The sequence below is a fragment of the Microbacterium sp. UCD-TDU genome, from assembly GCF_000340625.1.
In the GTDB taxonomy this organism is placed as follows: domain Bacteria; phylum Actinomycetota; class Actinomycetes; order Actinomycetales; family Microbacteriaceae; genus Microbacterium; species Microbacterium maritypicum.
In genome coordinates, this window is record NZ_KB454446.1 from 493,170 (window position 1) to 516,102 (window position 22,933).

General features: G+C 67.6%; 24 protein-coding genes, 1 tRNA gene and 1 other RNA gene. 5 read left to right on the forward strand and 21 right to left on the reverse strand.

Features of this window, described 5'->3' with window-relative positions; translation table 11 throughout:
• Positions 1 to 27 precede the first annotated feature (27 nt).
• The 3 genes from D514_RS25245 to ffs all read right to left on the reverse strand — a co-directional run bounded on the left by D514_RS25245 (position 28) and on the right by ffs (position 1,494).
• The gene (locus tag D514_RS25245) at positions 28 to 723 is read right to left on the reverse strand and encodes a hypothetical protein (RefSeq protein WP_017829090.1); all 696 of its coding nucleotides are present in this window, start codon (positions 721 to 723) and stop codon (positions 28 to 30) included.
• Positions 720 to 1,331, reverse strand: a complete 612-nt coding sequence (locus D514_RS25250) for a rhomboid family intramembrane serine protease (RefSeq protein WP_017829091.1) — start codon at positions 1,329 to 1,331, stop codon at positions 720 to 722. The genes D514_RS25245 and D514_RS25250 overlap by 4 nt, the downstream gene beginning before the upstream one ends.
• A 66-nt stretch (positions 1,332 to 1,397) precedes the next feature.
• Positions 1,398 to 1,494, reverse strand: an RNA gene (gene ffs, locus D514_RS38435) — signal recognition particle sRNA small type.
• Between the two features lie 144 nt (positions 1,495 to 1,638).
• Between ffs and D514_RS25255 the strand changes: the two genes are divergently transcribed.
• Genes D514_RS25255 through D514_RS25265 form a run of 3 tightly spaced genes read left to right on the forward strand, consistent with a single transcriptional unit; the run spans position 1,639 to position 6,084 of the window.
• Positions 1,639 to 2,628: a MoxR family ATPase gene (locus tag D514_RS25255; RefSeq protein ID WP_017829092.1), complete on the forward strand. Its 990-nt coding sequence runs from the start codon at positions 1,639 to 1,641 to the stop codon at positions 2,626 to 2,628.
• An 11-nt stretch (positions 2,629 to 2,639) separates the two neighbouring features.
• Positions 2,640 to 3,830, forward strand: a complete 1,191-nt coding sequence (locus D514_RS25260) for a DUF58 domain-containing protein (RefSeq protein ID WP_017829093.1) — start codon at positions 2,640 to 2,642, stop codon at positions 3,828 to 3,830.
• On the forward strand, positions 3,817 to 6,084 hold the full coding sequence (locus tag D514_RS25265) for a DUF3488 and transglutaminase-like domain-containing protein (protein ID WP_017829094.1): 2,268 nt from the start codon (positions 3,817 to 3,819) through the stop codon (positions 6,082 to 6,084). Before D514_RS25260 ends, D514_RS25265 begins: the two co-directional genes overlap by 14 nt.
• A 37-nt stretch (positions 6,085 to 6,121) precedes the next feature.
• Here D514_RS25265 and D514_RS25270 read toward each other — a convergent pair whose 3' ends face one another.
• The 13 genes from D514_RS25270 to mpaB (D514_RS25315) all read right to left on the reverse strand — a co-directional run bounded on the left by D514_RS25270 (position 6,122) and on the right by mpaB (D514_RS25315) (position 16,770).
• Positions 6,122 to 7,012 (reverse strand): rhodanese-related sulfurtransferase, encoded by an 891-nt coding sequence (locus tag D514_RS25270; RefSeq protein ID WP_017829095.1) that lies wholly within the window; start codon positions 7,010 to 7,012, stop codon positions 6,122 to 6,124.
• Positions 7,013 to 7,075: 63 nt separating this feature from the next.
• On the reverse strand, positions 7,076 to 7,810 hold the full coding sequence (locus D514_RS25275) for a hypothetical protein (RefSeq protein WP_017829096.1): 735 nt from the start codon (positions 7,808 to 7,810) through the stop codon (positions 7,076 to 7,078).
• Entirely contained in the window at positions 7,807 to 8,535 is a 729-nt protein-coding gene (locus D514_RS25280) for an ABC transporter permease (protein WP_017829097.1), read from the reverse strand. Before D514_RS25280 ends, D514_RS25275 begins: the two co-directional genes overlap by 4 nt.
• Positions 8,532 to 9,248, reverse strand: coding sequence for an ATP-binding cassette domain-containing protein (locus tag D514_RS25285; RefSeq protein ID WP_017829098.1), 717 nt, complete (start codon positions 9,246 to 9,248; stop codon positions 8,532 to 8,534). The genes D514_RS25280 and D514_RS25285 overlap by 4 nt, the downstream gene beginning before the upstream one ends.
• Entirely contained in the window at positions 9,229 to 10,935 is a 1,707-nt protein-coding gene (gene mpaP, locus D514_RS25290; RefSeq protein ID WP_186004818.1) for a daptide biosynthesis intramembrane metalloprotease, read from the reverse strand. The genes D514_RS25285 and mpaP overlap by 20 nt, the downstream gene beginning before the upstream one ends.
• Positions 10,922 to 11,749: a daptide-type RiPP biosynthesis methyltransferase gene (gene mpaM, locus D514_RS25295; protein ID WP_017829100.1), complete on the reverse strand. Its 828-nt coding sequence runs from the start codon at positions 11,747 to 11,749 to the stop codon at positions 10,922 to 10,924. The genes mpaP and mpaM overlap by 14 nt, the downstream gene beginning before the upstream one ends.
• A 64-nt stretch (positions 11,750 to 11,813) precedes the next feature.
• Positions 11,814 to 11,933, reverse strand: a complete 120-nt coding sequence (gene mpaA3 / locus D514_RS39460) for an MpaA3 family daptide-type RiPP (protein WP_017829101.1) — start codon at positions 11,931 to 11,933, stop codon at positions 11,814 to 11,816.
• A 36-nt stretch (positions 11,934 to 11,969) separates the two neighbouring features.
• Complete coding sequence (gene mpaA2, locus D514_RS39465) at positions 11,970 to 12,083, reverse strand: MpaA2 family daptide-type RiPP (RefSeq protein WP_017829102.1); 114 nt, start codon at positions 12,081 to 12,083, stop codon at positions 11,970 to 11,972.
• Positions 12,084 to 12,135: 52 nt separating this feature from the next.
• The gene (gene mpaA1, locus D514_RS39375) at positions 12,136 to 12,270 is read right to left on the reverse strand and encodes an MpaA1 family daptide-type RiPP (RefSeq protein WP_017829103.1); all 135 of its coding nucleotides are present in this window, start codon (positions 12,268 to 12,270) and stop codon (positions 12,136 to 12,138) included.
• A complete protein-coding gene (mpaC, locus tag D514_RS25300; RefSeq protein ID WP_017829104.1) occupies positions 12,271 to 13,461 on the reverse strand; it encodes a daptide-type RiPP biosynthesis dehydogenase in 1,191 nt (396 codons plus the stop codon).
• Positions 13,458 to 14,717 carry a daptide-type RiPP biosynthesis aminotransferase gene (gene mpaD / locus D514_RS25305; protein ID WP_017829105.1) on the reverse strand — a complete coding sequence of 420 codons (1,260 nt, stop codon included), beginning with the start codon at positions 14,715 to 14,717 and terminating at the stop codon, positions 13,458 to 13,460. The genes mpaC and mpaD overlap by 4 nt, the downstream gene beginning before the upstream one ends.
• Positions 14,714 to 15,763: a daptide biosynthesis RiPP recognition protein gene (gene mpaB / locus D514_RS25310; protein ID WP_017829106.1), complete on the reverse strand. Its 1,050-nt coding sequence runs from the start codon at positions 15,761 to 15,763 to the stop codon at positions 14,714 to 14,716. The genes mpaD and mpaB (D514_RS25310) overlap by 4 nt, the downstream gene beginning before the upstream one ends.
• Positions 15,763 to 16,770, reverse strand: coding sequence for a daptide biosynthesis RiPP recognition protein (mpaB, locus tag D514_RS25315; RefSeq protein WP_036323081.1), 1,008 nt, complete (start codon positions 16,768 to 16,770; stop codon positions 15,763 to 15,765). Before mpaB (D514_RS25315) ends, mpaB (D514_RS25310) begins: the two co-directional genes overlap by 1 nt.
• Before the next feature lie 236 nt (positions 16,771 to 17,006).
• Here mpaB (D514_RS25315) and D514_RS25320 point away from each other — a divergent pair.
• Positions 17,007 to 17,094: transfer RNA gene (locus D514_RS25320), tRNA-Ser, on the forward strand.
• A 517-nt stretch (positions 17,095 to 17,611) separates the two neighbouring features.
• Entirely contained in the window at positions 17,612 to 17,902 is a 291-nt protein-coding gene (locus tag D514_RS39110; RefSeq protein ID WP_017829108.1) for a transposase, read from the forward strand.
• Between the two features lie 951 nt (positions 17,903 to 18,853).
• Here the strand turns inward: D514_RS39110 and D514_RS25330 are convergent.
• The 5 genes from D514_RS25330 to D514_RS25345 all read right to left on the reverse strand — a co-directional run bounded on the left by D514_RS25330 (position 18,854) and on the right by D514_RS25345 (position 22,670).
• Positions 18,854 to 19,987: a hypothetical protein gene (locus D514_RS25330; RefSeq protein WP_144052958.1), complete on the reverse strand. Its 1,134-nt coding sequence runs from the start codon at positions 19,985 to 19,987 to the stop codon at positions 18,854 to 18,856.
• Positions 19,988 to 20,349: 362 nt separating this feature from the next.
• A complete protein-coding gene (locus D514_RS25335) occupies positions 20,350 to 20,679 on the reverse strand; it encodes a hypothetical protein (protein WP_031205610.1) in 330 nt (109 codons plus the stop codon).
• A 2-nt stretch (positions 20,680 to 20,681) separates the two neighbouring features.
• On the reverse strand, positions 20,682 to 21,458 hold the full coding sequence (locus D514_RS25340) for an ABC transporter ATP-binding protein (protein ID WP_017829113.1): 777 nt from the start codon (positions 21,456 to 21,458) through the stop codon (positions 20,682 to 20,684).
• Positions 21,459 to 21,466: 8 nt separating this feature from the next.
• Complete coding sequence (locus tag D514_RS38685; protein ID WP_144052959.1) at positions 21,467 to 21,733, reverse strand: hypothetical protein; 267 nt, start codon at positions 21,731 to 21,733, stop codon at positions 21,467 to 21,469.
• Between the two features lie 214 nt (positions 21,734 to 21,947).
• Entirely contained in the window at positions 21,948 to 22,670 is a 723-nt protein-coding gene (locus tag D514_RS25345; protein WP_081603855.1) for a response regulator transcription factor, read from the reverse strand.
• Between the last annotated feature and the right edge of the window lie 263 nt (positions 22,671 to 22,933).

The following is a 22,933-nucleotide window of genomic DNA, read 5'->3' on the forward strand; positions in this document are numbered from 1 at the left end:
CGTCTCACCGGAGCAAATGGTGCGGCATCACTCGCACGGGCCGGACATCGCGTCCACGACCGCCGTGGCATCCGTCTGGAACCGCGAGTAGTAGTCGCGGTCGGTGTTGATCTGCACCCGGTGGATCGCATGCGAGGGCTCCATCGTCTGCCACTCGGGCAGCCGCCCGAGTCGATCGAAGAACAGCGTCGTCGCGGTGGCCGGGTCCATCCGCTGCTCGACGCTCCCCCACCACTCCTGCTGCTGGAAGAGGCCGATGCTGGTCGTACGCGTCCCGTCGGGATTGGTGAATCCGCGCGTCTCCCAGTCGCCGTAGTCGATGTTGCGCAGACTGCTCTCGCCCATCGCCGTCATCACCCCGAGGATCTGCCCCTCCCTCGGGAAACCGAGGGCGCCGGCCGTGCGGATGATCGTCGCGGCGTTCTCGAGCTGCTCTCCGCTCCAGCCCTCGATCCCCGCTTCGGGGAACGTCTGCGGATCATCGATGCAGATCGGGGCGGGATCGCGCGCGAGGCCCAACGGGATGAGCACCAGCAGTCCGACGGCGACGGCCAGCGCACCGGCCGACAGCAGCGTCCGCCGCAGGATCCTACGACGTCGCCGACGGTTCGCCGCCTTCCCTCTCGTGCCGGTCGTGCGACGTCTCGGTGTCCTGGTGCGTCTCGCCGCAGGCCTCTTCGTCGCCGGCCGGCGCTTCGCCCTCGATGCCGGTGCGGCGCTCATGACGTCAGGGCTCCGCCGGGGGTGCGACGACGACGCCCGACGAGAGCGGCGAGGCCGCCGCCGATCGCACCGAACAGGTGTCCCTGCCAGGAGATGCCCTCGGCGACGCCGAAGACCCCGGCGAGCATGGATCCGCCGTAGAGCGCGATCACGATGACGGCGATCACGGCGTAGAGGATGCGGTGCGCGACGCGACCGGGGGCGAACACCCTCATCACGACATAGCCGAAGTAGCCGAAGACCAGACCAGAGGCGCCGACCGTCAGAGTTCCGGGGGCGTTGAACACCCAGGTGCCGATACCGCCCACGACCGCGACCATGGCGGTGACGGCCCAGAACCGACGCGTGCCCTCGACCGCCACGAGACAGCCCAGCACGAGCAGAGGCACGGAGTTCGCGATGAGGTGCTGCCAGTTCGCGTGCAGGAGCGGACCGAGCACGATGCCGCCGAGCCCCGAGACGTCCCAGGACCGCAGCCCGAATCCGGTGAACGAGCCGGGAAGGATCGCATCGGCGAACTGCACGACCCACATCACGACGAGCAGGAGCACCGGCGAAGCGAATCGGCCGAGCGGATGCTGCGCCTTCTGCGGCGGGGTGACGGTCACCGGACGATTGTCGCAGGTGCAGCCACGAAGGGGCTGAGCGTGCGGTCGGGAGGGCCCGCGGGCAAAGAAAATGACTCTCCGCGCACCCAGCAGAGCCCGGTTACCCTTGCTGCGTTTCCGCCCTGGGGGAATTGGCCTGGATGCCGCCACGCGGAGAGCCGTCAACCATCCTAACCCGACCGGCGCGATGGTCCGAATCGCGCCTCTGTTCGCCGCGCATCCTCAGGGGAACCTGCCAGAGCGGCGCACCCTGTGCAGGGTTACGATCGAATAACGCGCACCGCTGCGCCGACGTGAGAGGGAACGCATGCCAGAGAACGCCCCCCTGATCCCGGTATCGATGGATGCCGAGAGGTTCGCCGCGCAGACCTCTGCGATCCTCGGTTCGATCGGTCAGGTCATCGACGGCAAGCCGGATGCGGTGCGCAGCGCTCTCGTCTGCCTGCTGGCCGAGGGGCACCTGTTGATCGAAGACGTGCCGGGGGTCGGCAAGACCATGCTCGCCAGGGCTCTCGCCGCGAGTGTGGACGCGACCGTGCGTCGCATCCAGTTCACCCCCGACCTGCTCCCCGGTGACGTCACGGGTGTGTCGGTCTACAACCCGGTCGATCGCGAGTTCGAGTTCAAGCGCGGCGCCGTGTTCGCCCACATCGTGATCGCCGACGAGATCAACCGTTCCTCCCCCAAGACGCAGTCCGCCCTGCTGGAGGCGATGGAGGAGGGCCAGGTCACGGTCGACGGCGCCACGCACATGCTGCCCCAGCCGTTCCTGGTCGTCGCGACGCAGAATCCTCTGGAGATGGAGGGAACCTACGCCCTCCCGGAAGCGCAGCGCGACCGATTCATGATGCGCATCTCGATGGGGTATCCGGATGCCGCCGCCGAGGCGCTCATGCTGCGTCAGCGCGACGTCGTCAGCCCGCTCGCCGCCGTCACACCCGTCGCGGACGCGGCATCCATCGCCCAGCTCATCGCATGGGCGCGGGCGGTGCACGTGGCCCCGGCCCTCGAGGAGTACACGGTCGCCCTCGCCCAGGCCACCCGCTCCGACCCGAACCTCCACCTCGGCGCGAGTCCCAGGGCCACCCTCCAGCTGGTCAGGGCCGCGAAGGTGTGGGCGGCCCTCGACGGACGCGAGTACGTGATCCCCGACGACATCACCGCCCTGCTCATCCCGGTCCTCGCGCACCGTCTGCTCCCGGCGCGCGGCGCACACCGCGCAGGCGCACAGCCGATCGAGGCCGCCCTGACCCAGATCGTCGAGCGGGTGCGCGTGCCCGTCGCGACGCGTTCCTGACAGCTCTCATCATGCGACGACGTCGATCCCTCACCGGCCGCGGTGCCGGAGCCCTCGTCGCCGCGCTGTGCTGCCTGATCGCTGCGAACCTCCTGGGTGCGCGCGTGCTGCTCTACCTCGGCGTGCTGCTCGCTGCCCTCACCCTCTTCTCGCTCCTCGCGGTCCGCCTGCCGCGACGATCCGGCACCGTGACCCGCCAGATCTCGACCGACCTGCTGACCGTGTCCGAGACCTCACGAGTGAGCGTGCGGTTCTCCCTGCGCTCCATCCGCGTGCCGCGCGGACTCTGGCACGATGTGCTCCCCGACGCCGTCTCCGCGGACTCCGGCGGCGAGTATCCTCCGGAGAACGGCCGGCTCAGCTACCTGATCACCGGTGTGCGGCGCGGCGTCTGGCCCGTCGGCCCGCTGATGCTGCGCACGGTGGACCCTTTCGGTCTGGCACAGCGCGAGCAGGCGTTCGGGGAGACCCGGAGCGTGACCGTCGTCCCCGAGGTGTTCGCCCTCGCACCTCTCGCGGTGCGCGTCGGTGCCGCCGGGGGAACCGCGCACACCTCGTCGACCCGACTCGGACAGGGCAGCGACAACCTCTCGCCGCGGGGATACATCCCGGGCGACTCGATGCGTCGCATCCATTGGAGGGCGACGGCGCATCGGGGTCAACTGATGGTGCGGCAGGAAGAGGAGGAGTCCAGCCCCGACGCGGTGGTCGTGCTCGACCGGAGCGGTCGCCGCTGGGATGCTCCCGGGGCCGAGGCCGATCCGGCCTTCGAAGCCGCCGTCTCACTGTGCGCCTCCGCGGCCGTGCACCTGGCCTCCGAGGGCTACAGCGTCGACGTTCTCGACAGCGCGGGCACCCTCCTCGGCGCTCTCCGCGGCCACGAAGACGACCGCGACGGCCTGCTCACGGCTCTCGCGATGGTCACGCCCCGCGGCGAGAGCCGCGACCTGGTGGCGCTCATCGGCGGCACACCGCCCGGCCCACTCGTCTACATCACCGGCCGCCTCGACGAGGACGATGCGGCGGTGCTGCGTGCCGCCGGTGCCGCCGCACCGATGCTGTTCAGCACCGAACCGCTCCCCGGTGCCACCGAGGCCGCCACCCGTCACGGGTGGACCGTGGCACGGCTCGGCGGCGACATCTCCGCCGCCTGGGAGGATGCCGTCTCGGCACGGATCGGAGTCGGCGATGTTCCGCGCTGAACATGCTCCGCCCGCCGCGCCCGCCGCGGTGCGCCGACCGGCGTTCTGGCACCGCGATCACGAGGAGCCGGCCGGGGTGGTCGGCACCGGGGCGCTCGCGGCGACGGCGGCGCTCGTGGCCATGTGGCCGTTCACCTCGGTCATCGCTCCCGGAGCCTGGTCGTTCACCGTCATCGCCGTGATCGTCGCCGTCGCCGGCACCGGCATGCTGATGCGACACCTGCTGCGCCGACGAGCCGAGTGGGTGCAGGACCTCGCCACGCTCGCCACGCAGGTCGTGGTCGCCGTCGCCGTCGTGACGCTGCTCATCGCCGGTGACACCGCCCTCTTCGGGATCATCCCGACCTCTGCGACGCTGACGCTGTTCGGGGTGCTCGGCGCCTCCGCTGTCGAGGCGGTCGTGTTCGGCTCGGCACCGCTGGACCCCTCCCCCGGGCTCGCGGCCGCCATGGGCGTCTGCTTCGCGGTCGTCGCGATACTCCTGGATCACCTCGTCACCCACCGGTCCGCCGTACTGGCGGTGCTGCTGACCGGGGCCGTCGGCGCTGTGCCGATGATCGTCACCCTCGGCGACACGAACGTCGTCTGGTTCGTGCTCTTCGGTGCGGTCGCCCTCCTCGTCTTCCGCCACACGGCGCGCAGACATCCCGAATCCCCACGCCGCTCCTCTGCGTCGGTCGCCGTCGCGATCGGGGCTGCCGCGATGGCGACGACCATCGCCGTCGCCCCGATGCTTCCCGTCAGCACCAGCCTCGCCGGCACCGGCGTCGGGGTCACGGTCGATGCATCGCTGCGTCTGGGTGATGATCTGCGCCAACCCAATCCGGTCGAGGTCCTGACCGTGGCGGCGAAGGGCGAGACCGCGCCGTATCTGCGCCTGACGACGCTCTCGCGCTTCGACGGCCGCGTGTGGCGACCCGACGACGGGGATCTGCAGGCGCAGGACGACGGATTCGGCCCCCCGGAATGGGGCGAGGACATCACGACGGAAGAGCAGACCACCTCCATCCGCGTGTTGCGGATGTCGAGTTCCTGGCTCCCCGTGCCCTATCCCGCCACCGCCGTGCAGGGACTCAGCAACGCGTGGCGGATCGCCCCCGAGAACCGCACGCTGTACTCCCGCGGCGCCGATGCCGTCGGAAACGACTACACGGTCACGTCGTCGCGGCTCCTGCCCACGCTCGAGCAGATCCGGGCCATCGACGCCGCCGCTCCCGTCATCGATCCCGACGCCGAGCCGGTCGAGCTGCCCGCCATCATCGGTGAGCTGGCCACCGAGGTGACCGCAGCTGCGAGCACCGACTACGACCGGCTCATCGCCTTGCAGAACTGGTTCCGTTCGCAGTTCGCCTACTCGCTGGAGACCCCGGTGGAGGAAGGCTTCGACGGCACGGGTGCAGAAGCCGTCGCGGAGTTCCTCGACGCGCGATCCGGATATTGCGTGCACTTCGCGGGGGCGTTCGCGCTGATGGCGGAGACCCTCGGCATGCAGGTGCGCATCGTCGTGGGATACCTTCCCGGCTCACTCACCGACGAGAAGCGCGGCAGCGAGTCGGTGTTCTCGGTGACCAGCGATCGTCTGCACTCCTGGCCCGAGGTGCTGTTCCCCGGTGTCGGGTGGGTCCCGTTCGAGCCCACCGCGTCGCTGGGTGTACCCACGGCCTTCCGCCCGGGGGCGACGCAGGGCAGCGGATCAGGGAACCCGTCCGCACCGGCACCCACCACGGCACCGCAGGCCGAGCAGACCTCGGGTCCCGAGGTCGACCGCAACGACGCCGGCGGAGACCCGGCCAGCAGCGGCGAGCTGCGCCGCCTCGACCCGACACCGGTCGCCCTCACCACCCTCGGCGTCGTCGTGCTGCTCCTGCTTCCCGCGCTCATCCGGCTCGCGGAACGTCGGGCGCGCCTGAGCAGGGCGCGCCGTGGCGACCCTGCCGCCGCCTGGGCGGAGGTGCGCGACACCCTCATCGACCTGCAGATTCCCGTCACCGACGCCGACACTCCCCGCGTGCGCGCGGCCGGTCTGGTGCGGCAGAACGGCGTGGATGCACACGCGATGCGTCGGCTGACGGATGCGGTCGAACGGTCGAACTATGCCCGCTCCGGCGAGGCATCGGACGATCTCGCCGAACCTCTGGGTGAGGTGCTCGCGAGTCTGCGCCAGAGCGCCGATCGAGCGACGAGGGTGCGGGCGGTGCTGGTGCCGCGTTCCCTGTACGCGCCGCGAGCCGCCGAGCCCGGCATGACGGTCTGAACGGGCCGACGTCCGTAGGCGTCAGGCGGCGTGCGCGTCAGGCGGCGTGGGCGGTGCAGGGGACCGCGACGCAGCCCTCGCACACGACGAACTGCGAGCGGCACGACGGGTCGGGACAGTTCGCGGTGCGCTTGGTCGCAGCCCCGCATCCGACGCATTCTCCGATGACCGCGGCGTGGTCGGAGAAATCGACGGAGCCGCGGCCGTCGAAGACGTACAGGGACCCGTCCCAGAGGCCGTCGTCGCCGTACTTCTCGCCGTACCGGACGATGCCGCCCTCGAGCTGGTAGACCTCGCCGAAGCCGCGGGCCGTCATCAGGCTCGACAGCACCTCGCAGCGGATGCCACCGGTGCAGTAGGTCACGACCGGCTTGTCTTTCAGGTCGTCGTAGACGCCCGAGTCGAGGAGCTCGACGAAGTCTCTGGTGGTCTCGGTGTCGGGCACGACCGCACCGCGGAAGCGCCCGATCTGCGCTTCGAGCGCGTTCCTCCCGTCGAAGAACACCACATCCTCGCCGCGCTCATCGATCAGGCCGTGCAGCTCTTCGGGCGTCAGACGAGTGCCGCCGCCGACCACGCCGTTCTCATCGACGCGCAGCTCCCCCGGCGCACCGAACGACACGATCTCGTCGCGCACCTTGACGCTGAGCTTCGGGAAGTCGACGCTGCGTCCTTGGGCATCCACCCCGGTGCCTTCGCTCCATTTGATGTCGGCGTCGGCGAAGGGCTGGTACGAGCGGAACGACCGCAGCCACTTCTTGAGCGCACCGATGTCGCCCCCGAGAGTGCCGTTGATCCCGTCCTTCGAGATGATCAGACGCCCGCGCAGGCCCAGCGCCTCGCCGATGTCTCGCTGCCAGACGCGGATGGCGTCGGGGTCGGCGAGCGGGGTGAACGCGTAGAAGAGGACGATCTTGGGTGTTGCCACCTAGGGATCCTATGTCGTGGGCCACGGCCGATCCGAACCTGCGCTGACACGCTGTCGAGGCGGCTACGTCACATCGCGCCTCAGGAACGCGAGCGTCCCCGCCAGAAGAGCCGCCACCATCCATCCGGCCGTCACCCCCGCGGCCAGGGAACCGTCGAGCCGATCGGTCGCTGCGACTCCGAGCGCGTCGATGTCGAGGCGGAAGGCCTCGAGCATCACGAGGGGTGGAAGGTAGACGGCGCCCGCTCCCCAGAGCATCGCGAGAAGCACCGGCCCGCTCATCGACAGGGAGACGATGAAGAGAGCCACGAGATGGACCTGCACGACGACCCCCAGTCCCATCCCCCACAGCCCCGCGACCGCGCCGAGGGCGAGTGTGGATCCGACGGTGGACCACTCCACGGGAATTCCGCCCGCAGTGACGGTCAGCGCGATGTGACCGCCGACCAGTCCTGCGAGGGACACGACCGCCCCACCGACGACGGCACCGGGTACGCGGACGAGCAGGCTCACCCACCGGGACTGCAGCATCAGGCGCTGAGCGATCACACCGTCACGCCGGTCGACCGTGTAGCGGAACGAACCGTACACCGCGGCGAGAACCGCGCCGTACATCGCGATCACGGCGGTGAGCGACCCGGCGAGCGCTTCTCTGGCCTCGAGCGGAGCACCCGCGAGGTCAGGCGGGATGCTCATCGCCAGGGAGAGGGACATCAGCAGCGCCGCCACGGTCACTCCGAGGAGAACCATGTCGCCCGCGAAGCTGCGTGCCTGTGCTCGCAGAGCGCGGCGGATCACCCCACCCTCCGGCGTCCTGTGAACCAGGCGACCGCCACGAGCCCTGCGGTCCATGCGAGTCCGACTCCGAGGGCGGGGGCGAACTCGAGCAGCCGGTCCTGGAATCCGGGAACCCCCACGGCGGCGATGGCCAATCCTGGCGAGAACTTCGCCACCTCGGGTGCCGTGCGCAGCAACGCGAACTCGACGACCATCGGCAGAACGAGGACGATGATCGCCGTCGCATAGTAGTTGCGGGTGATCCAGCCGACGGCTCCTCCGATGAGCGCGCCGAGCACGGCACCGCCCAGCGCGCCGGCGTACAGCTGCCAGGACTGCAACGACAGAGCGAGTGTCAGCCCGTTCTCGGCCAGGACGAGGAAGATCCCCAGCGTCCAGGTGACAAAGATGCACACGGACAGCGCGATCGCGATGAGCGCCCCGGCGATGAGCTTTCCCGAGAAGGCACGGCGGAACCCGACACCGGTGAGGGTCCGCTCCATCGAGGAGTAGTAGTACTCGCGCGTGACCGCGTACGCCCCGACGAACGCTGCCGAGATCACCGACCACGCGAGCGGCTCCAGAAGGCGGGAGGTCGCCGCGTGGGAGTCGACCCCGGCGAGGTCGAAGCGCGAGCCGTCGGAGAACAGCACGAACAGCGGCATGAGCAGGGCCACGAGATAGACCGGCAGGACGGAGGGTCCGCTCACCGCGCGCAGCAGCTCACTGCGAATCGCGTTCCTCATGCGGACGCACCGCCGACCAGGTCGAAGTACTTGCCCTCGAGCGAATCGGCGTCGCTGGTGACCAGGTCGCCGAGCCGCCCGGCGAACAGCGCCCGCTGCTTGATGACGACGACCTCATCCACGACCTGCTCCAATTCGGCGAGCTGATGACTGGAGAGCAGGACGGTGCCCCCGCGTTCGGCGAAGGCACGCAGGAACCGGCGAAGCCAGCGGATGCCGTCGGGATCCAGACCGTTGGCCGGCTCGTCCAGGACGAGTGTGCGCGGGGAACCCACCAGAGCCGTCGCCAGCCCGAGGCGCTGGGCCATGCCCGTCGAGAACGTCTTCACCCGGCGACGGGCATCCGCGGCCAGCCCCACCTCCTCCAGCACCTCGTCGACCCTGCTGCGCGGTGCCCCTGCCGCGAGTCGGCAGATCTCCAGGTGTCTTCTGGCGGAGATGCCCGCTTCGAATCCGAACCCGTCCATGTGGACGCCGACGTGCGATGCGGGGTTGTCGAGGGCTGAGAACGGCACACCGTCGATCAGGCTGTCTCCGCTCGAGGGCCGGAGCAGGCCGACGATCGCTCGCAGAGTCGTCGATTTCCCCGCCCCGTTCGGGCCCAGCAGCCCGACGATCGATCCGCGCGGGACGACGAAGGACAGCTCCTCGACCGCGGTCCGCTGGCCGTACCTCTTCGTGAGTCCGCGCACCTCAATGGCGTAGTCGTTCATTCTCATCCTCTTCCGCTCTCTCGCTCTGCAGGGTCGCCAGTGGCAGCGTCACGCCCGTCGCCCAGAGCGACTGCCACACGTTTCGGACGCCGAGTTCGACGCGTGCCTGCCCCGTCGCAGGCAGTTTCGGGTTCCCGTCGGCGAGGTCCACGCCCGCGACGATCACCGCAGGCAGGGACACTCCTTCCGCCGTCACGGGGAACAGCGCGTCGAGCGGCACCTCCGTCGGTATCGCTCGCGGCCGGGTGACCGTTCCCTCGCCGACCCGCTCGTCGGCGAGGAGGCCGCTGCGCATCAGCACGACGGGCGCACCTTCCGGCACTTCCGTCTCTGCGGCGCCGCCGGCGTGCAGGAGGACCGCCCGGCCGCCCTGCGCCGAAAAACCGAGCGTGACGGTCACCGGTACGGGGATCAGGACTCCTGCGACAGCGACGGTCGAGACCAGTGCGGCGAGGACGGCGACGAACCGCAGTCGCGAGACACCCGACCGGAAGGCGCGGTGCAGTGCCCTCGAGACGAGGACGACGCCGACCACGACCACGACGGCTTCCAGGGCGACCACGAGCAGACCGAGGACCGGTCCGCCGCCGGCGACCGCTCGAGCAGCCCGTCCGACGGCGAACAGCACCAGGACCACCGGAGCGAGCAGGCTGGCCAGGCCGAACGGCACGCTCCACCACCTGTTCAGACTCTTGGGCGTCTTCTGCCCGCCGAACAGGAAGCGGGTGAGGGAATTCGCGCCGTCACGAATCGTCCGTGCTCTCAGGTTGGGCTCATCCAGCGCGCTCATGAGCGCGATGTACCCGTCGAACCGCACGAACGGGATCAGGTTGACGAGGACGATGGCAGCGCAGGCGAGCGCGAGAAGCACCAGCGTCCGGCGCACCTCGGTGTCGGGCAGCGCGAGCGCGACGAGAAGGGCCACGGCGGCGACGGCGGCATGCACGGCGGGCCCGGCCAGGGCGATCGCGACGCGTTGCCGGCGGTCGGGGAGGCGCCAGCCATCGGTCACGTCGACGAAGAAGGCGGGGGTGAGATAGAAGATCATGAAGCCGGCCCTGCGGGGCCTTCCCCCGAACCTCGTGAGCGTGAGGCCGTGCGCGCTCTCGTGGAGCAGGGTCAGGAGCGAGAGCACGGCGACGAGGGTCACGAGACCGGACAGCGGGATCGGCGAGGTGAGCGCGCTGCGCAGCTCCCCTGCCTGCAGGATCGCCGCCACGAACCCGAGGCCGAGCAGCACGGCGACGGTGGCACCGACCGCCCTGCCCGAGAGCGGAACGACCAGATGGTCCACGCGGCCGAACAGGGCAGGCGCTCGAAGCGTCGCGATCTGCAGGGTGAACGGGGGCCGATAGTCCCAGCGGCCAGGTGGCAGCTTCGTGTCTCCGTCGAGGAGTCCGCTCGCACGGAAGCGAAGCACCAGCCCGAGAAAGCTCTCCCACGACTCGGCGGCGGCGAAGCGCATGTGCAGAGCGTGAAGCGGGGTCTCGCCGTCCAGCGCCATCAGCATGTCGACGACCGCGCCCGAGACCCGCGACGAAGGCACGCCGTGCAGCATCACGATCCATGCCGCTTCGTCGGCCCCCTTCTCGAAGGCGACCCCGGCAGCCAGGAGCGGGCGCGCGTCGGGGGTCAGCGCCGCTGCGGCCTGCGGCGCTCTTCGACGCACGAAACTAGTCGGACGCATCGCCGGGCGCCTCTCTCCTGAGTTCTGCGAGCGAAGTCATGAGGAGGAGGATCTCCACTCCGTGGCTCGTGCGCACGGGCGAGACGGCGGGTGGCGCGAACCCGGCCTCCACGACCTCTCGAGAGAGCATCTCCTGGCTGAGCACCTGCAGGCGGCTCGTGAGGACGGTCACCTCCGCACCGGCCACGAGGTCGGAGGCGCGAACCCAATTGACCACACGCGCCGCGCCGTCGTGGTCCAGCTGCTGTGAGAAGAGGTAGGTCTCTTGTCCCTCGGCTCCGGGCACACCGATCTCGTGATCTCTGGAGACCGTGAGGCTGTCGGCAGCGTCGCCGCCGGCGACGGTGAAGGCGAAGACACCTCCATCGGAGAGATGCCGTCGCACGCTCGCATAGAGGCCGGACCTGCCCGCACGATCGAGCAGTGTGATGGAGGTCGCCCCGATGACGATCAAGTCGTAGAGACGCCCCAGGGAGAAGTCGCGCATGTCCGCGACGACGCAGTCGAGCGCGGCGTGGTCCGGCAGCGCCCGTCGAAGGTGGGAGAGCATGTCGTCGGAGAGATCCATCGCGGTCACCCTCTTTCCCGATCTCACCAGCGGGATCGTCAGCCTCCCGCTCCCCGCCGCGACATCGAGGATCGGCCCCGCGGAGTCTCTCGCGAGCGCGAGCACTTCGCGGATCTCGGCACGGTCGGCGCCGACGAGCCGCTCGTAGAAGTCGGTGCCGACTCCGGCGTACAGGTCTTGTGCCATGGGCACCGCGCCGACCGCCTCGAGTCGCGCCGACAGCGCTTCGGTGATCAGATCTGACATTCGCACATCGCCTCTCCAGGGGAACAGGGGGTGCGGGCGTGCGAGATACGCCCGCACCCCGCGGTCAGGTTGCGATCGCTGCCGCTCCGCCGATGATGGCGATGATGTAGCTGGCGTGCTCCCACCATTCGAGCGGTGCGTCGATGTGTTCGAGTTCTGTGAATTCCAGCGATTCCGTCTGCAAGGCGAACCTCCTTTGTCGAGCTTTCGAATGCTGGGTCTAGGTCAAGGCGAGAATTCCGATGATCACGCCCACGGCGAATCCGCGAATGTAGTCATCGGTGTCGTTCAGGGCCTCCATGGCTTCGAGTTCCGTGAACTCAAGCGTCGGCATTGCGGTGTGCATCCTTACCTCCCTTCCCCTTCTCGTCTTCCGCCACCAGCGGTCACGTCGCGGCGGCTGCGCCGATCCCGATGAGAACCAGCGCACCTATCGCGCCCTGATAGAAGCTCTCCCAACTGGGGGCCTCCATCGTTTCCAGTTCCTGGAACCGGATACTCGTCTCCTCATTTCTGCCCATCTAATTCACCTCCTTCGAAAGCACGGTCGATGGTCGGCGATCTGCGCCGACCGGCTCAGGGCTCCAGCACGATTCGCGGAGCAGATCACGGAAGTCGCCCGCGATGAGACCGGGAAGCATCGGCTGGCGATTTCCCCATGCCGCTTCGGTAGCGGCGGAGATGCGGTCCACGTCATGAGCGCTCGGCTCGGGCGGACGCGGAATCCCCCAGCGGTCGAGGAGCGCAGCGATCCCGGCGGGCGGATCGACGGGAAAAGCCGTTCCGATCGACACTCGTGCCCAGAAGCCCTCCAGGCTCTCCCGATCGCCCCAGCGCGCGTCTCCCGCGCAGATTCGTCGCCAGACCGCGGCGATGACGGCCGCCGTGGCGACGACCTTTCGGACCTGCAGCAGAAAGGCCACTTCGTTCGCCAGATACCAATGGCGAGCGCTGTAGGGGTCCCGCCCTCTGAGCGCCTCGCTGCGCTGGGTCGCGGCACTCAATCGCGCGATGCGGAGCCTTCCCGCCGCCGAGTCGGGATCGCGGGTGGTCGCGTCGATGAGCGCTCGGCCGAGGGCGACGGCGTCGCGGTTCGCCCTGACGCTTCTCCGCGCGCTCGTCGAGGCGCCCGCCAGACGGAGGAACGCCTCCAGCGCTCCCTCCCTCACGGCTTCGGATGTGAGGGAGCTAAGGTTGCAGGGATCGATGATCGCGTGCCGTGGTCTCAGGGCGTGCCCCACGATGAGTCGGTGACCGCAGTCGGTCGTGAGGGTGCCGACGCTGTTCGTCTCGGACGACGTGCCCAGCGTCGTCGGCACGGCGACGATGTCCGCAGCCGGCAGAGCGTGAGGCAGGAAGGTGAGCGCCGACCACGATGCATGCCCGATCGCGTAGTCGAACACGCGCCCGCGGGCGAGCGCCAGTGCGGCGATCTTGCTGGCGTCGAGCACGGTTCCTCCGCCGACGGCCACGATGACGCTCGGCGACCGCTGGACGATCTCCTGCGCCATCGTGACGACGGCCGCCACATTCACCGCAGGAGCGTCGATCGTCATCGTTCTCGCCGAGAGGCCGTCCAGGAAGGGGGCCGCGACAGCCGCGTCCGCCACCACGAGAGTCTCGCGGCCCGCGGTGAGGCGCTTCATCATCTGCCCGGCGATCCCTTCTCCGTGCCACAGGGTGGGAACTCGACCAGCGAAGTCCGAGCTCATGCGGATGCCTCCTGCGCCTGAGCCAGCCCTGTGCGGATGGCTGCGCCCACCTCATGCAGCTCGTCCGGGGTGAACCCGTAGGCGGGAATCAGCTCGATCGAGCTGGGACCGGGCTGCACCAGGACGCCGTTGCGCGCGATGGCGGCGACGACGCGGAGCACCTCCACCCCGGAGAGCGGGGCCTGATCCTCGGTGCGAAGCCCGAGCCCGATGAAGCATCCCCTTCCGGTGATCTCCGCGACCACGCCGTCCGACAGCAACGACGTCGCCAACTCCCCCAGCCCGGCTCCCAGCGCTCGGGTGGTCGATTCCACATCGATGCGGCGCAGTTCCTCGATCACCGCGATGATGGCCGCCGCGCAGGCCGGGGTCCCCGCCTGCGTCTCGCCGTGGACGAACGTCCAGCCCCCGCGGACGAAGTCGGAAGCGACCCGATCGCCCACCAGGAGCGCCGCAGCGCCCATCGCGCCGTTCGTCAGTGCTTTGGAGAGGATCAGGACATCCGGTGCCGCCGCCCAGGTATCGGTGGCGAGCATCGTCCCGGTGCGGCCGAACCCCGTGGCGACCTCATCGGCGACGATCAGGAAGCCGTACTCCTCCCTGAGGGCGAGGAGGCGATCGATGAACGCTCCGGACAACGCATACGCGCCGCTGCCGAGGACGGGTTCCACGACGACCGACGCCACCCTGGATCCTTCCCGTTTGAGCAGCGTCTCCAGCTCTTCGCCGTCGTCGCTGTGAGAGACGTGCCTCACCGCTCTGCGGTCGACGGAGTAGGCGGACTGGAGGAGGTCGTCTCCGCTCAGGGCATGGCTTCCGTACATCGTGCCGTGATAGCCGCCTCTGAGGCCGACCACGATCGAACGGGAGCCGCCCGACTTCTGCGACCAGTACTGGCGTGCGAGCTTCATCGCGGCGTCATTGGCCGCCCCGCCCGACGTGGAGAAGATCACGCGGCGGTAGCGGCTCGGGTCCGCCAGTTCGATGAGGGCTTCCGCCGCGTCTCGCGCATACCGATGGGGCGCTCTGAACAGCGACAGGTAGGAGGCGTCGCGCATGGCTTTGTCCACCGCGTCGGCGACCGCCGCGTTCCCGAAGCCGAGCGGAACATTCCACAGACCGCTCGTCGCGCACAGCCGCGTGGATCCGTCAGCGAACTCGATACGGTTCCCTGCCGCGCCGACGGCCACACGGTCGTACGTGAAGATCTCGTCCGCGGGGAGCATCGACGTCCACAGCGCATGCGGCAGGCTCACGCGTCGACCTCCTCGGTTCGGCAGCGCGCATCGGCGGGCGTGCCTACGTGGACGCTGAGCGCCGTGCGGGCTTCGCGGCACAGGGCGCGGGCGTCGGATGTCGCTATGTCGAGCCGCCGAGCCACGCGGTCGGCCGCGACCTCGGTCGAACGGGAGGTCTGCGTGGCGGCGACGACGACGGCCGTCGACTCCGACAGCAGTTGGCGGCGCAGGGATCCGATGTCCGCGAGCAGGAAGCCGTCCTCGGTGTCGAGGAGGAACGGATCCGTGGCCAGCGGTTCGGCGTCGGCGCGCCCGTCATCGATGAGCGACCAGCCGAAGCCGGAGATCCTGGCGGTCGCAGTCTCCAGCCGGAGCATCTTGATGAGGTCGGTTGCTCCGAGGTATCGCGCCATCCACTCACGACTCGCCAGGTCGGCTGCGAGCACATCACGGGGCAGGACTCCTCCCAGTGCCGCAGCACCGGGCAGCGGAACCGTGAGCAGCGCCTCGAGATCGGCGGTGCTGCCGATGATCTCGCCCTGCAGGCCCAGGCTGACCGCGCCGTCAGAGCTCAGTCTGAGAGCGCTCGGGGCCTCCAGCCCACCCGGCCTCACCAGCGCAGCACGATCGGCGAGAAGCACCCGCGGATCGGTCAACGCCGAGGGGAAGACTCCGGTGCGTCGCGCGAGTTCCGCATCGTCGAGGAAGGCGCGCCAGCTGGTCTCATCGAAGAAGCGGACGGCGGTGGGACCGATGATCTGCACGAACGCCGCAGCGACGTAGTCCTGGAGCTCGACGCCGCGTTCACCGAAGAAGAGCTCGTCGCCGACCTCGCGCAGCGCGCCGCTGTACCGGGCACTGCCGGCCGGCCCGTCGTACGGCGCGCTCTCCGTCGGCAGCAGGACCACGTCGTCGTGACCGGCCACGTCTGCGAGGTCGCTGACGTCTGCTCCGCTCTCGAGGAGGAAGATCCGGGAGTGCTCCCTGTGCTCGCCGGTGATCCATTCGCGCAGCGCCCTGGCGCCGAAGAGCTCCGGCTGAGCAGCGCGGTCGTCGTCTCGCATCAGAGGCCTTCGTCCCGGCTCGCGGCCACGTCGAGACCCGCCGCTGCCAGGTCGCCGCGGACCTCCCGCACCACGGGAGCGACGCTGCTCGCGCGCCTGTCGAGCTCGGCAGCGAGCAGGGACACCGCCGCCGACTCGTCTCCCGTCGCGATCAGACATTCGGCCGCACGCGCGGCGTCGATGCCGAGGCGGAACCGACGACGAGTCACGGGATCCACCAGCAGATACTCGTCATCGCCGCCGGTCAGCAGGAACGGCGCCTCGGCGGATACGACACCCAGGAGCGCGGGGAGTTCGTCGAGCGCGCGCACGATATGCCCACCGAACCCCGAGATCGCCGGACGCGCCGGGATCCCGTCCCACTGACGCAGTATCCCGAGCGCCGCCACGTACCGCGCGAGCCACCGCCTGTCATCGAGGTCGGCCTCGAACATGCCGCGGTCGACGATGCGCGCGAAGGCCCGTCCTCGGCCCGCGCCGTCGACGGCGCGGGCCTCGACGTCCGCACGCTCGTCTCCGACCTCACCGATCACCAGCCCGTCGGGGCCGTCCCGATACCCGCCGTCTGCGCTCACATGGACACGCACGAGGGCGTCCGGCTCGTGATCGGTCCCGACGAAGGAGACGAGAGAGTCGAGGAGAACGGCGCTGCTCAGCAGCTGCTCGACGAAGACGCCGGATTCCCTCGCCGTATCGGCGTCGCTGAAGAAGGCGGCCACGCCCTCCGCGCTGCACTGCCGGATGACGGTGGGCCCGACGATCGCCACGAAGGGCGCCGCGACGTACTCCTGCAGTTCGAGCGTCTGCCTGCCGTCGAAGGTCAGCTGGTCACCGGGCCTGCAGAAGCGCCCGTCGTATTCGACGACGCGCGGATCGCTCCGCACGGCTGTGCCCGCCGGGGTGAAGACGACGTCCCCCGGCCTGCTCCCGCTCAGCACCGCCTCGAGGTGCGTGCCGGATTCCAGGAAGAACACCGCTCCCTCGACGAACCCGCGCCGTGCGCTCACATACTGCTCGAAAGCCGTCGCGGTGCGGTGGCCGCTTCGTGTCGCCGTCGAACTCGCCTGCATGCTTCCCCCAGAGAAACGTCGTATCACGACAGAAGGCGATACGTCCTCACATGAGGCTATACAGACGGCAGGTGACGCGCAATATTTCACATCCGGGGGTGCCGGAGGCCCGGTTGTCGGCGGTCTGTCCTGTCGCACGCCCGGCATCGGATAGGATGGACAGGTTGTTCCTTGGTGACGTGTCCGAGCGGCCGAAGGAGCACGCTTGGAAAGCGTGTGTTGTGCAAGCAACCGCGGGTTCGAATCCCGCCGTCACCGCCAAATGCAGTTCGTTCGAACCCCGCGCAAGCGAAAGCTTGGGCGGGGTTCTTTCGTGTTCCGTGCCGAAGCTGAGAAGCACGGCAGAAGGGCTCCAGCGCCGTTCTGGGCGTGCTCCCCGCTCCACCGTGTTCAGAGGGAACCCATAGGTTCCTGTCGCCGCCAGCAGCGTCTCTCTTGCTGCATCGGCACGGGCAGCACGGTGATGTTCCGGTCGCTCAGCTCCCCTGTCTCGTTTCGCAGCAGCGGTCCCGCGAAGATGACTTGGGGTTCCGCGTCTTCGACTTCGCCATCACGTCCTATGAGGAGCCTTTTGAAGAAGCCTTGAATGACGAGACGGCGCTCGGCGGGCACTGCGTTGGACGTAGGCGCGTGTGCCCTCTTCTGCGACCCTCAACGCGGCACTCAGCTGTGCTTCAAGGTCTTGGAGTGAGGCTGCTGCATCTTTCATGGGGCGTGAGGAACGAATAGGTGGCAACTGATCGTTAGCGCTGGGAGGCGCTGGCGGCGAGGATTCATCATGACTGGTCCCTATCCCAGCGAGTTCCGCGAGGATGTTGTCGCGGTCGCTCGTAGCCGTGAGAGCGGCGTCACTATCAGACAGATCGCCACCGACTTCGGTATCAGCGAAGCGACGTTGCGGAACTGGCTCCGCCAGGCTGATGTCGAGGAGGGCAACCGTCCGGGTCAGACTGCGGCGGATGCGGCTGAAGCTCGTGAGTTGGAGAAGCGGATCCGCCTACCCGAGAGGGAGAACGAGGTCGTCCGGCGTGCTGCGGCGTACCTGTCGCAAGCGAACCTGAAACGCTGAACCGGCACCGATGGACGACCCGCCAGGAGCTGCGCCTGGCAATCGTGGTCTGGATCGAGCGGAAACATCACCGTCAGCGCGCCCAGGACACACTCGGCGGATTGACGCCCATCGAGTTCGAGGCCAAACGGACCGAGCCGCTCACACTCGCGGCCTAACTGAACCTGTCACCAGTTCGTTCCTCACGCCCGAACGTTTCATGCTTAGCCTCGGTTGGCCCGGGAGTTGACGCCGACTATTTCTTGCCCGCCCACGCTTCGCGCAGCTCTGAGAGCATCGCGGTCTCCACCCGGCAGGAACACGGACAGAGTGTGACCGATCCCCACGATCGAAAACGCGATGAGTTCGGCAACACCCATGACGGGCCAGAGAACAAGCATGAGAACCAGCGGGCTGAACGGCCCAGCCAAGGTCACGAGGACGTCACGCCTCGGAGGCAGTGGTTGCCGCACCAGGCCAGCGTTCATCCCTGACCACCACACTCTCACCGGTGCCCCCGCGGGAGCGAGAGCTCGGAAGGCTACCAGATGGCCCAGCTCGTGAACGGGAATCGACAGAAGAACCCCGAAGAGGATGAAGAAGGCGTGGGCGAGGAACTCGAGACCGAGCACCTGCATGACACCAGCCACGACAAGGGGTGCCAACAGAAGGATCCCGATCGAGTCGGCGACCACTCGAGTGAAGATGAGAAGGTCCCTGCCCCATCTGCCCGGGAGTACATCAACTCTGTACGTTTCGAGAACTCGGGGTCGCTTACGCACCCGTTGCACGGATGCGACACCGCGGTGAACGGCATCCCGCACACGATCGAGCTCCGCATCCGTCGACTGCAGCGACAGGAACGACGGAGGGGACGGCGCTGTCGCTCCCGTTGCCTCACAGCTCCAGGCATTGTGATCGAAGTCGATCCGGGGCGCGGGGATGACCACGATGCACGGTCGGTCGTCTTCCCTAGTGACCGATCGCACCTTCGTTCACCTCCCTGCTCCAGAAGAGTCCTCCGACAGCGGCGAACGCAGCGACAGCGAGGCTCGCGATGGCGGTGCTCGTTATGCCCAACTCATTGGCGAGCCATCCGATCAGCAGTGTGGCAACGGCATACACACCGAGCGCGGCAACGCTCGTCACCGTGGCCGAGAGAGGCTGCTGAGCGGTGAATGGAACGAGGGAGCCCATGAAGGTGGTCGTGATGGAGAGCGCCAGACCAGCGGCCAGCCCTTCGGCGATCTGTGGAAACCCGATTTGACCCGTGAGTGCTCCGGTGAGGATCACGACGAGCGCCATGGGGAGGCCCGCCAGAAGTGTCGCGATATAGGTCGCCAGAGCGTTCCCTCCGCACCTAGCCGGTGTGAGCCGTGTCCTTGAATGAAACCATCTCAAGCTCCCAAACGCATACATGCCTATTGCCCACGGTACGGCGATGAAAGTGGGTACTAGAGCGGCCGCATAGAGCTGCAAGCCGGGGAGATCCGAGCGCATCGCCCCCCAGGTGGAGAGAATACCGAGGAGTGCTAGCAGCGACAGGACTATGTACTGGGGAAGTCGCACGACGACTAGCAGCGAACCAACGATGTAGGCAGCGAACTGGCCACGGGGAAGCCCGACTCCCACGAGCAGTCGAGTCGCCGGCTGTCCATCGCCAATCTCGCGCAGACGGAGGCCGAGGACAAAAAGCGCGCAGGCAGCCACCGCCCAGACCCCGAGAAGCGCCCAGCTGATGAATCCGCCGGCCGCCGGATCGAAGAGGAGCTCCGAGAGCAACGAGCCCGGGACGTAGACGCCGACACCGCTCGGTGGGATCAGGCCCAGACCGGGGACAGCGAGCAGCACACCGACGATGAGCGTAAGCAGCGACGCGATCGCTGTTCCGTACATCCTTGGCAGTCGCAGGACCGCGGTCATGAGCCAGCAGAGAACGCGGATGCTCCCGATCACGCCTAGTCCGGAAATAACCAGCAGCCCGACCCCCATGCCTACTGCCGCTGTGGACAACCCCGTCGAAGCGACCACGTACCCGACCATCGTGATCGACGGTGCCGCGAGACATATGGCGATGAAGTTGCCCACCGCAAGGACGGGTTGCATCAGACCCAACGATATGGACGACGTGGATACGGGGAGTCGCCGGAGGACGCCCCTCAACACATCTGTTGACGGACTGATTGCGGCATTGAGCGAGTTGACTATCACTGCCGCCAGCAGCACCCCGGACAAGCCCAGACGCACGTAGGGCCGTAGATCGGTGCCTGCTTGCGGTCGTAGATCCCCGAATACGTAGAGCACCAACCAGCAGAGCCCAATACTGGCAAGTGCTGCCACCGCGCCGCTCACCCAGATGGCCAGTCGGACTGACCATGTCGACCAATGCAGCGAACGCGCAAGGTCACCGCGCCAAGTGTTCCACGCGGTCGATGCGATGACTGCCGTGGCTGTGCTGGCGGCCGACACTAGTGAGCCTTCACGTCCTCCGTCGACGGGCTACCCGGCGCGTCAGCGACTGATGCCCGACTACGTGGCTTTGCGAGATAGACGAAGAGCAGTGTGATGACCGCGGTCCACACCAGGAGAACGACACCCATCCCCGCGAAATTTGGGAGGAAGCGGAGCTGGGGTGTGCCATCGGGCGCAGCACCCGACCAGGATTCAAAGATCCCGGGAATCACTACGTCTGCTCCGTTGGCGAATGTGAGAGCAAGGGACACAACCATGACGAGTGCCAAAGCGATGATCCCTGTGAAGATGCCGGTGATCACACCGAGGACGATGGAACGTCGCATCACTACCTCCTTGTTGTCGTTGCTGTGAGATCGAGAATGAGTTCGTTGTCGATCTCAGCTGATTTCTTGTCCGTGGTCAGTGCATCGAAGGCCGCTTCCAGCGAGAGGGCATTCTGCGCTTGCGAGCGGACCTCCTCGGCTGTTCCTTGGGATCGGATCAGACCGTTGTGAAGCAGGAATACCTCGTCTGCGTCACGCTCTGCGCGAAGCATGTCGTGCGTTGCGACGAGAACGGTCTTCCCTCCATCGACGTACCTCTGCAGGAAGGTCCGAAGGACCAACGATGACCTCGGGTCGAGTCCGCGAAAGGGCTCGTCGAGTGCAAGCAGGGCCGGCTCGTGCGAGACCGCTGCAACGAACTGGAGCTTCCGACGCATGCCGTGCGAGAACTCGAAGATCTGCTGATCGAGCGCGTGCTTGATTTGGAAGAGCTCGGACAGCTTGAGGCATCGCTCGGAGTCGTCGCGTTGGCGGAGTCGATTGTGGAGCTCGAGGAATTCCCAGCCGGTCAGACTTTCGGGGAAAGGCACATCATCCGGGCTGAAGCCGAGGTCTCGGCGCGTCTCCAGATTGTCGATCGACGTGCCGCGCACGGTAACCATGCCGGACGAGCAATTCGTCAGGCCCATCAGAATGTGCAGGAGAGTTGTCTTTCCGGCGCCGTTCGGGCCGAGAAGCGCGTAGTACCGCCCCTTATCCAGCTTCGCCGACACAGGGCCGAGCACTTGGCGCTTTCCGTACTTCTTCGTGACGGATTGGATGTCCAGCATGGCTACCATGATCACTCCTAGCGCGGGACCATGCACCCGAAGTAGTAGAACCCGTTCTTCTGAGTGGGCACTCCCACCGCCGGCCACGAACCGGGCCAGTTGGCCGTGCAGTACATCAGCCACGCCGCAGCGAGACCCATAACGGCGATCGCGACAACGGCCGCGGCCACAGCGATGACCGCGAACAACACGAGAGGAGCGGGGTTGTTCGTAACCGCTCGCGGAGACATGCGAGCCGCGACGCCATCCAGCGCCATTCGTCCGTAGCCCGAGATATTTACCACGGCCGATGACAGTACATCAGCCGACCGTGCCACGGCTGTTCGCGGCAATGCGACAAGTGACATGTAGTGACTCCTTTTGTTGGTGGTGAGCGAGCATTCAGCGTGCATCCGATTGGCAGCTGAACACTCGCATCCTGCTCGCCGTCAGTCCGCCTATACAAGGAACGAGAGCGCTTCATAGCCCTGGGGCTAGGAATAACCCGCGCTGGTCGAATCAAAGGCTGATGATGCCGAGTTCGGTAGCGCGCAGCACGATCTGCAGTCGGTTATCGACGCCCCACAGCTGATTGATGTGGCGGATGTCTGCCTTCACGGTGCCTTCGGCGTAGTGGAGATCCTCGGCGATCTCAGCGTTCGTGAGGCCCTTCGCGATCAGTTCGATGATCTGCCGTTCGCGATCGCTGAGCGCAGGCACGTCGGAGAGCTGACCATCGCCGGCCTCGACGGCTGCGCGAACGAACCTCTCCTGCACTTCCGGTGAAACCACCCGGTCGCCCGCGTGGGCGGCGATTATGGCGTCGATGATCTGCGCAGGAGTGGAGTTCTTGATGAGGTAACCGCAGGCACCGGCGCGCAGTACCTCGAGTGCACGCCACTCGGTCGTGAAGGTCGTCAGCGCGAGGACGCGGCAGTTCGGGTTCCACTCCAAAATGCGGCGGGTCGCTTCTACTCCACCCACCGACGTCATCTTGATGTCCATCAGAATGACGTCGGGCTTCGTGACTTTGGCGGTGTCGATGACCTCGGTGCCGTCGGCGGCTTCCCCGACCAGAGTGACGCGGTCGTCGCCAGAGAGAAATGCGCGCAGCGCGTGCCGAACCAGGGCTTCGTCGTCGACGACGAGAACACGTACGACTTCACTCACGTCTTCACGGTATCGCGGGTATCGGCGCTGATCCCTAGCCCTGGGGTCACGATTTCTCGACCCGGACGCCATCGCTCCTAGGGTGGACGGAGCTACCGTAGAGCCTGTCGATGCCGATCTGAGGGTCGACGTGGACGGTCGACCGAATGAAGGAAACTAGCATGGGATTGATCAGCGGATATGTCGTGAACGCTCTGGGACGTGTGATCACTGATCAGTACGATCTCGGCGACTGGCTCTGCAAGGTGATGGGCATCTGTGCCTGACGGCCTCGTGCCGTCCGGCAGTCACCGGGACCCCCTTCTCGCTGGGCGCGGATCAGCCGGGAGGATGTT

Bases quoted from the DNA above. Each gene is read 5' to 3' on its own strand.
- D514_RS25245 (WP_017829090.1), bottom strand. From the start codon at position 723: ATGAGCGCCGCACCGGCATCGAGGGCGAAGCGCCGGCCGGCGACGAAG.
- D514_RS25255 (WP_017829092.1), top strand. From the start codon at position 1,639: ATGCCAGAGAACGCCCCCCTGATCCCGGTATCGATGGATGCCGAGAGG.
- D514_RS25260 (WP_017829093.1), top strand. From the start codon at position 2,640: ATGCGACGACGTCGATCCCTCACCGGCCGCGGTGCCGGAGCCCTCGTC.
- D514_RS25265 (WP_017829094.1), top strand. From the start codon at position 3,817: ATGTTCCGCGCTGAACATGCTCCGCCCGCCGCGCCCGCCGCGGTGCGC.
- D514_RS25280 (WP_017829097.1), bottom strand. From the start codon at position 8,535: ATGAGGAACGCGATTCGCAGTGAGCTGCTGCGCGCGGTGAGCGGACCC.
- D514_RS25285 (WP_017829098.1), bottom strand. From the start codon at position 9,248: ATGAACGACTACGCCATTGAGGTGCGCGGACTCACGAAGAGGTACGGC.
- mpaP (WP_186004818.1), bottom strand. From the start codon at position 10,935: ATGCGTCCGACTAGTTTCGTGCGTCGAAGAGCGCCGCAGGCCGCAGCG.
- mpaM (WP_017829100.1), bottom strand. From the start codon at position 11,749: ATGTCAGATCTGATCACCGAAGCGCTGTCGGCGCGACTCGAGGCGGTC.
- mpaA2 (WP_017829102.1), bottom strand. From the start codon at position 12,083: ATGCCGACGCTTGAGTTCACGGAACTCGAAGCCATGGAGGCCCTGAAC.
- mpaA1 (WP_017829103.1), bottom strand. From the start codon at position 12,270: ATGGGCAGAAATGAGGAGACGAGTATCCGGTTCCAGGAACTGGAAACG.
- mpaC (WP_017829104.1), bottom strand. From the start codon at position 13,461: ATGAGCTCGGACTTCGCTGGTCGAGTTCCCACCCTGTGGCACGGAGAA.
- mpaB (WP_017829106.1), bottom strand. From the start codon at position 15,763: ATGCGAGACGACGACCGCGCTGCTCAGCCGGAGCTCTTCGGCGCCAGG.
- D514_RS39110 (WP_017829108.1), top strand. From the start codon at position 17,612: ATGACTGGTCCCTATCCCAGCGAGTTCCGCGAGGATGTTGTCGCGGTC.
- D514_RS25330 (WP_144052958.1), bottom strand. From the start codon at position 19,987: ATGCAACCCGTCCTTGCGGTGGGCAACTTCATCGCCATATGTCTCGCG.
- D514_RS25335 (WP_031205610.1), bottom strand. From the start codon at position 20,679: ATGCGACGTTCCATCGTCCTCGGTGTGATCACCGGCATCTTCACAGGG.
- D514_RS25340 (WP_017829113.1), bottom strand. From the start codon at position 21,458: ATGGTAGCCATGCTGGACATCCAATCCGTCACGAAGAAGTACGGAAAG.
- D514_RS25345 (WP_081603855.1), bottom strand. From the start codon at position 22,670: ATGGCGTCCGGGTCGAGAAATCGTGACCCCAGGGCTAGGGATCAGCGC.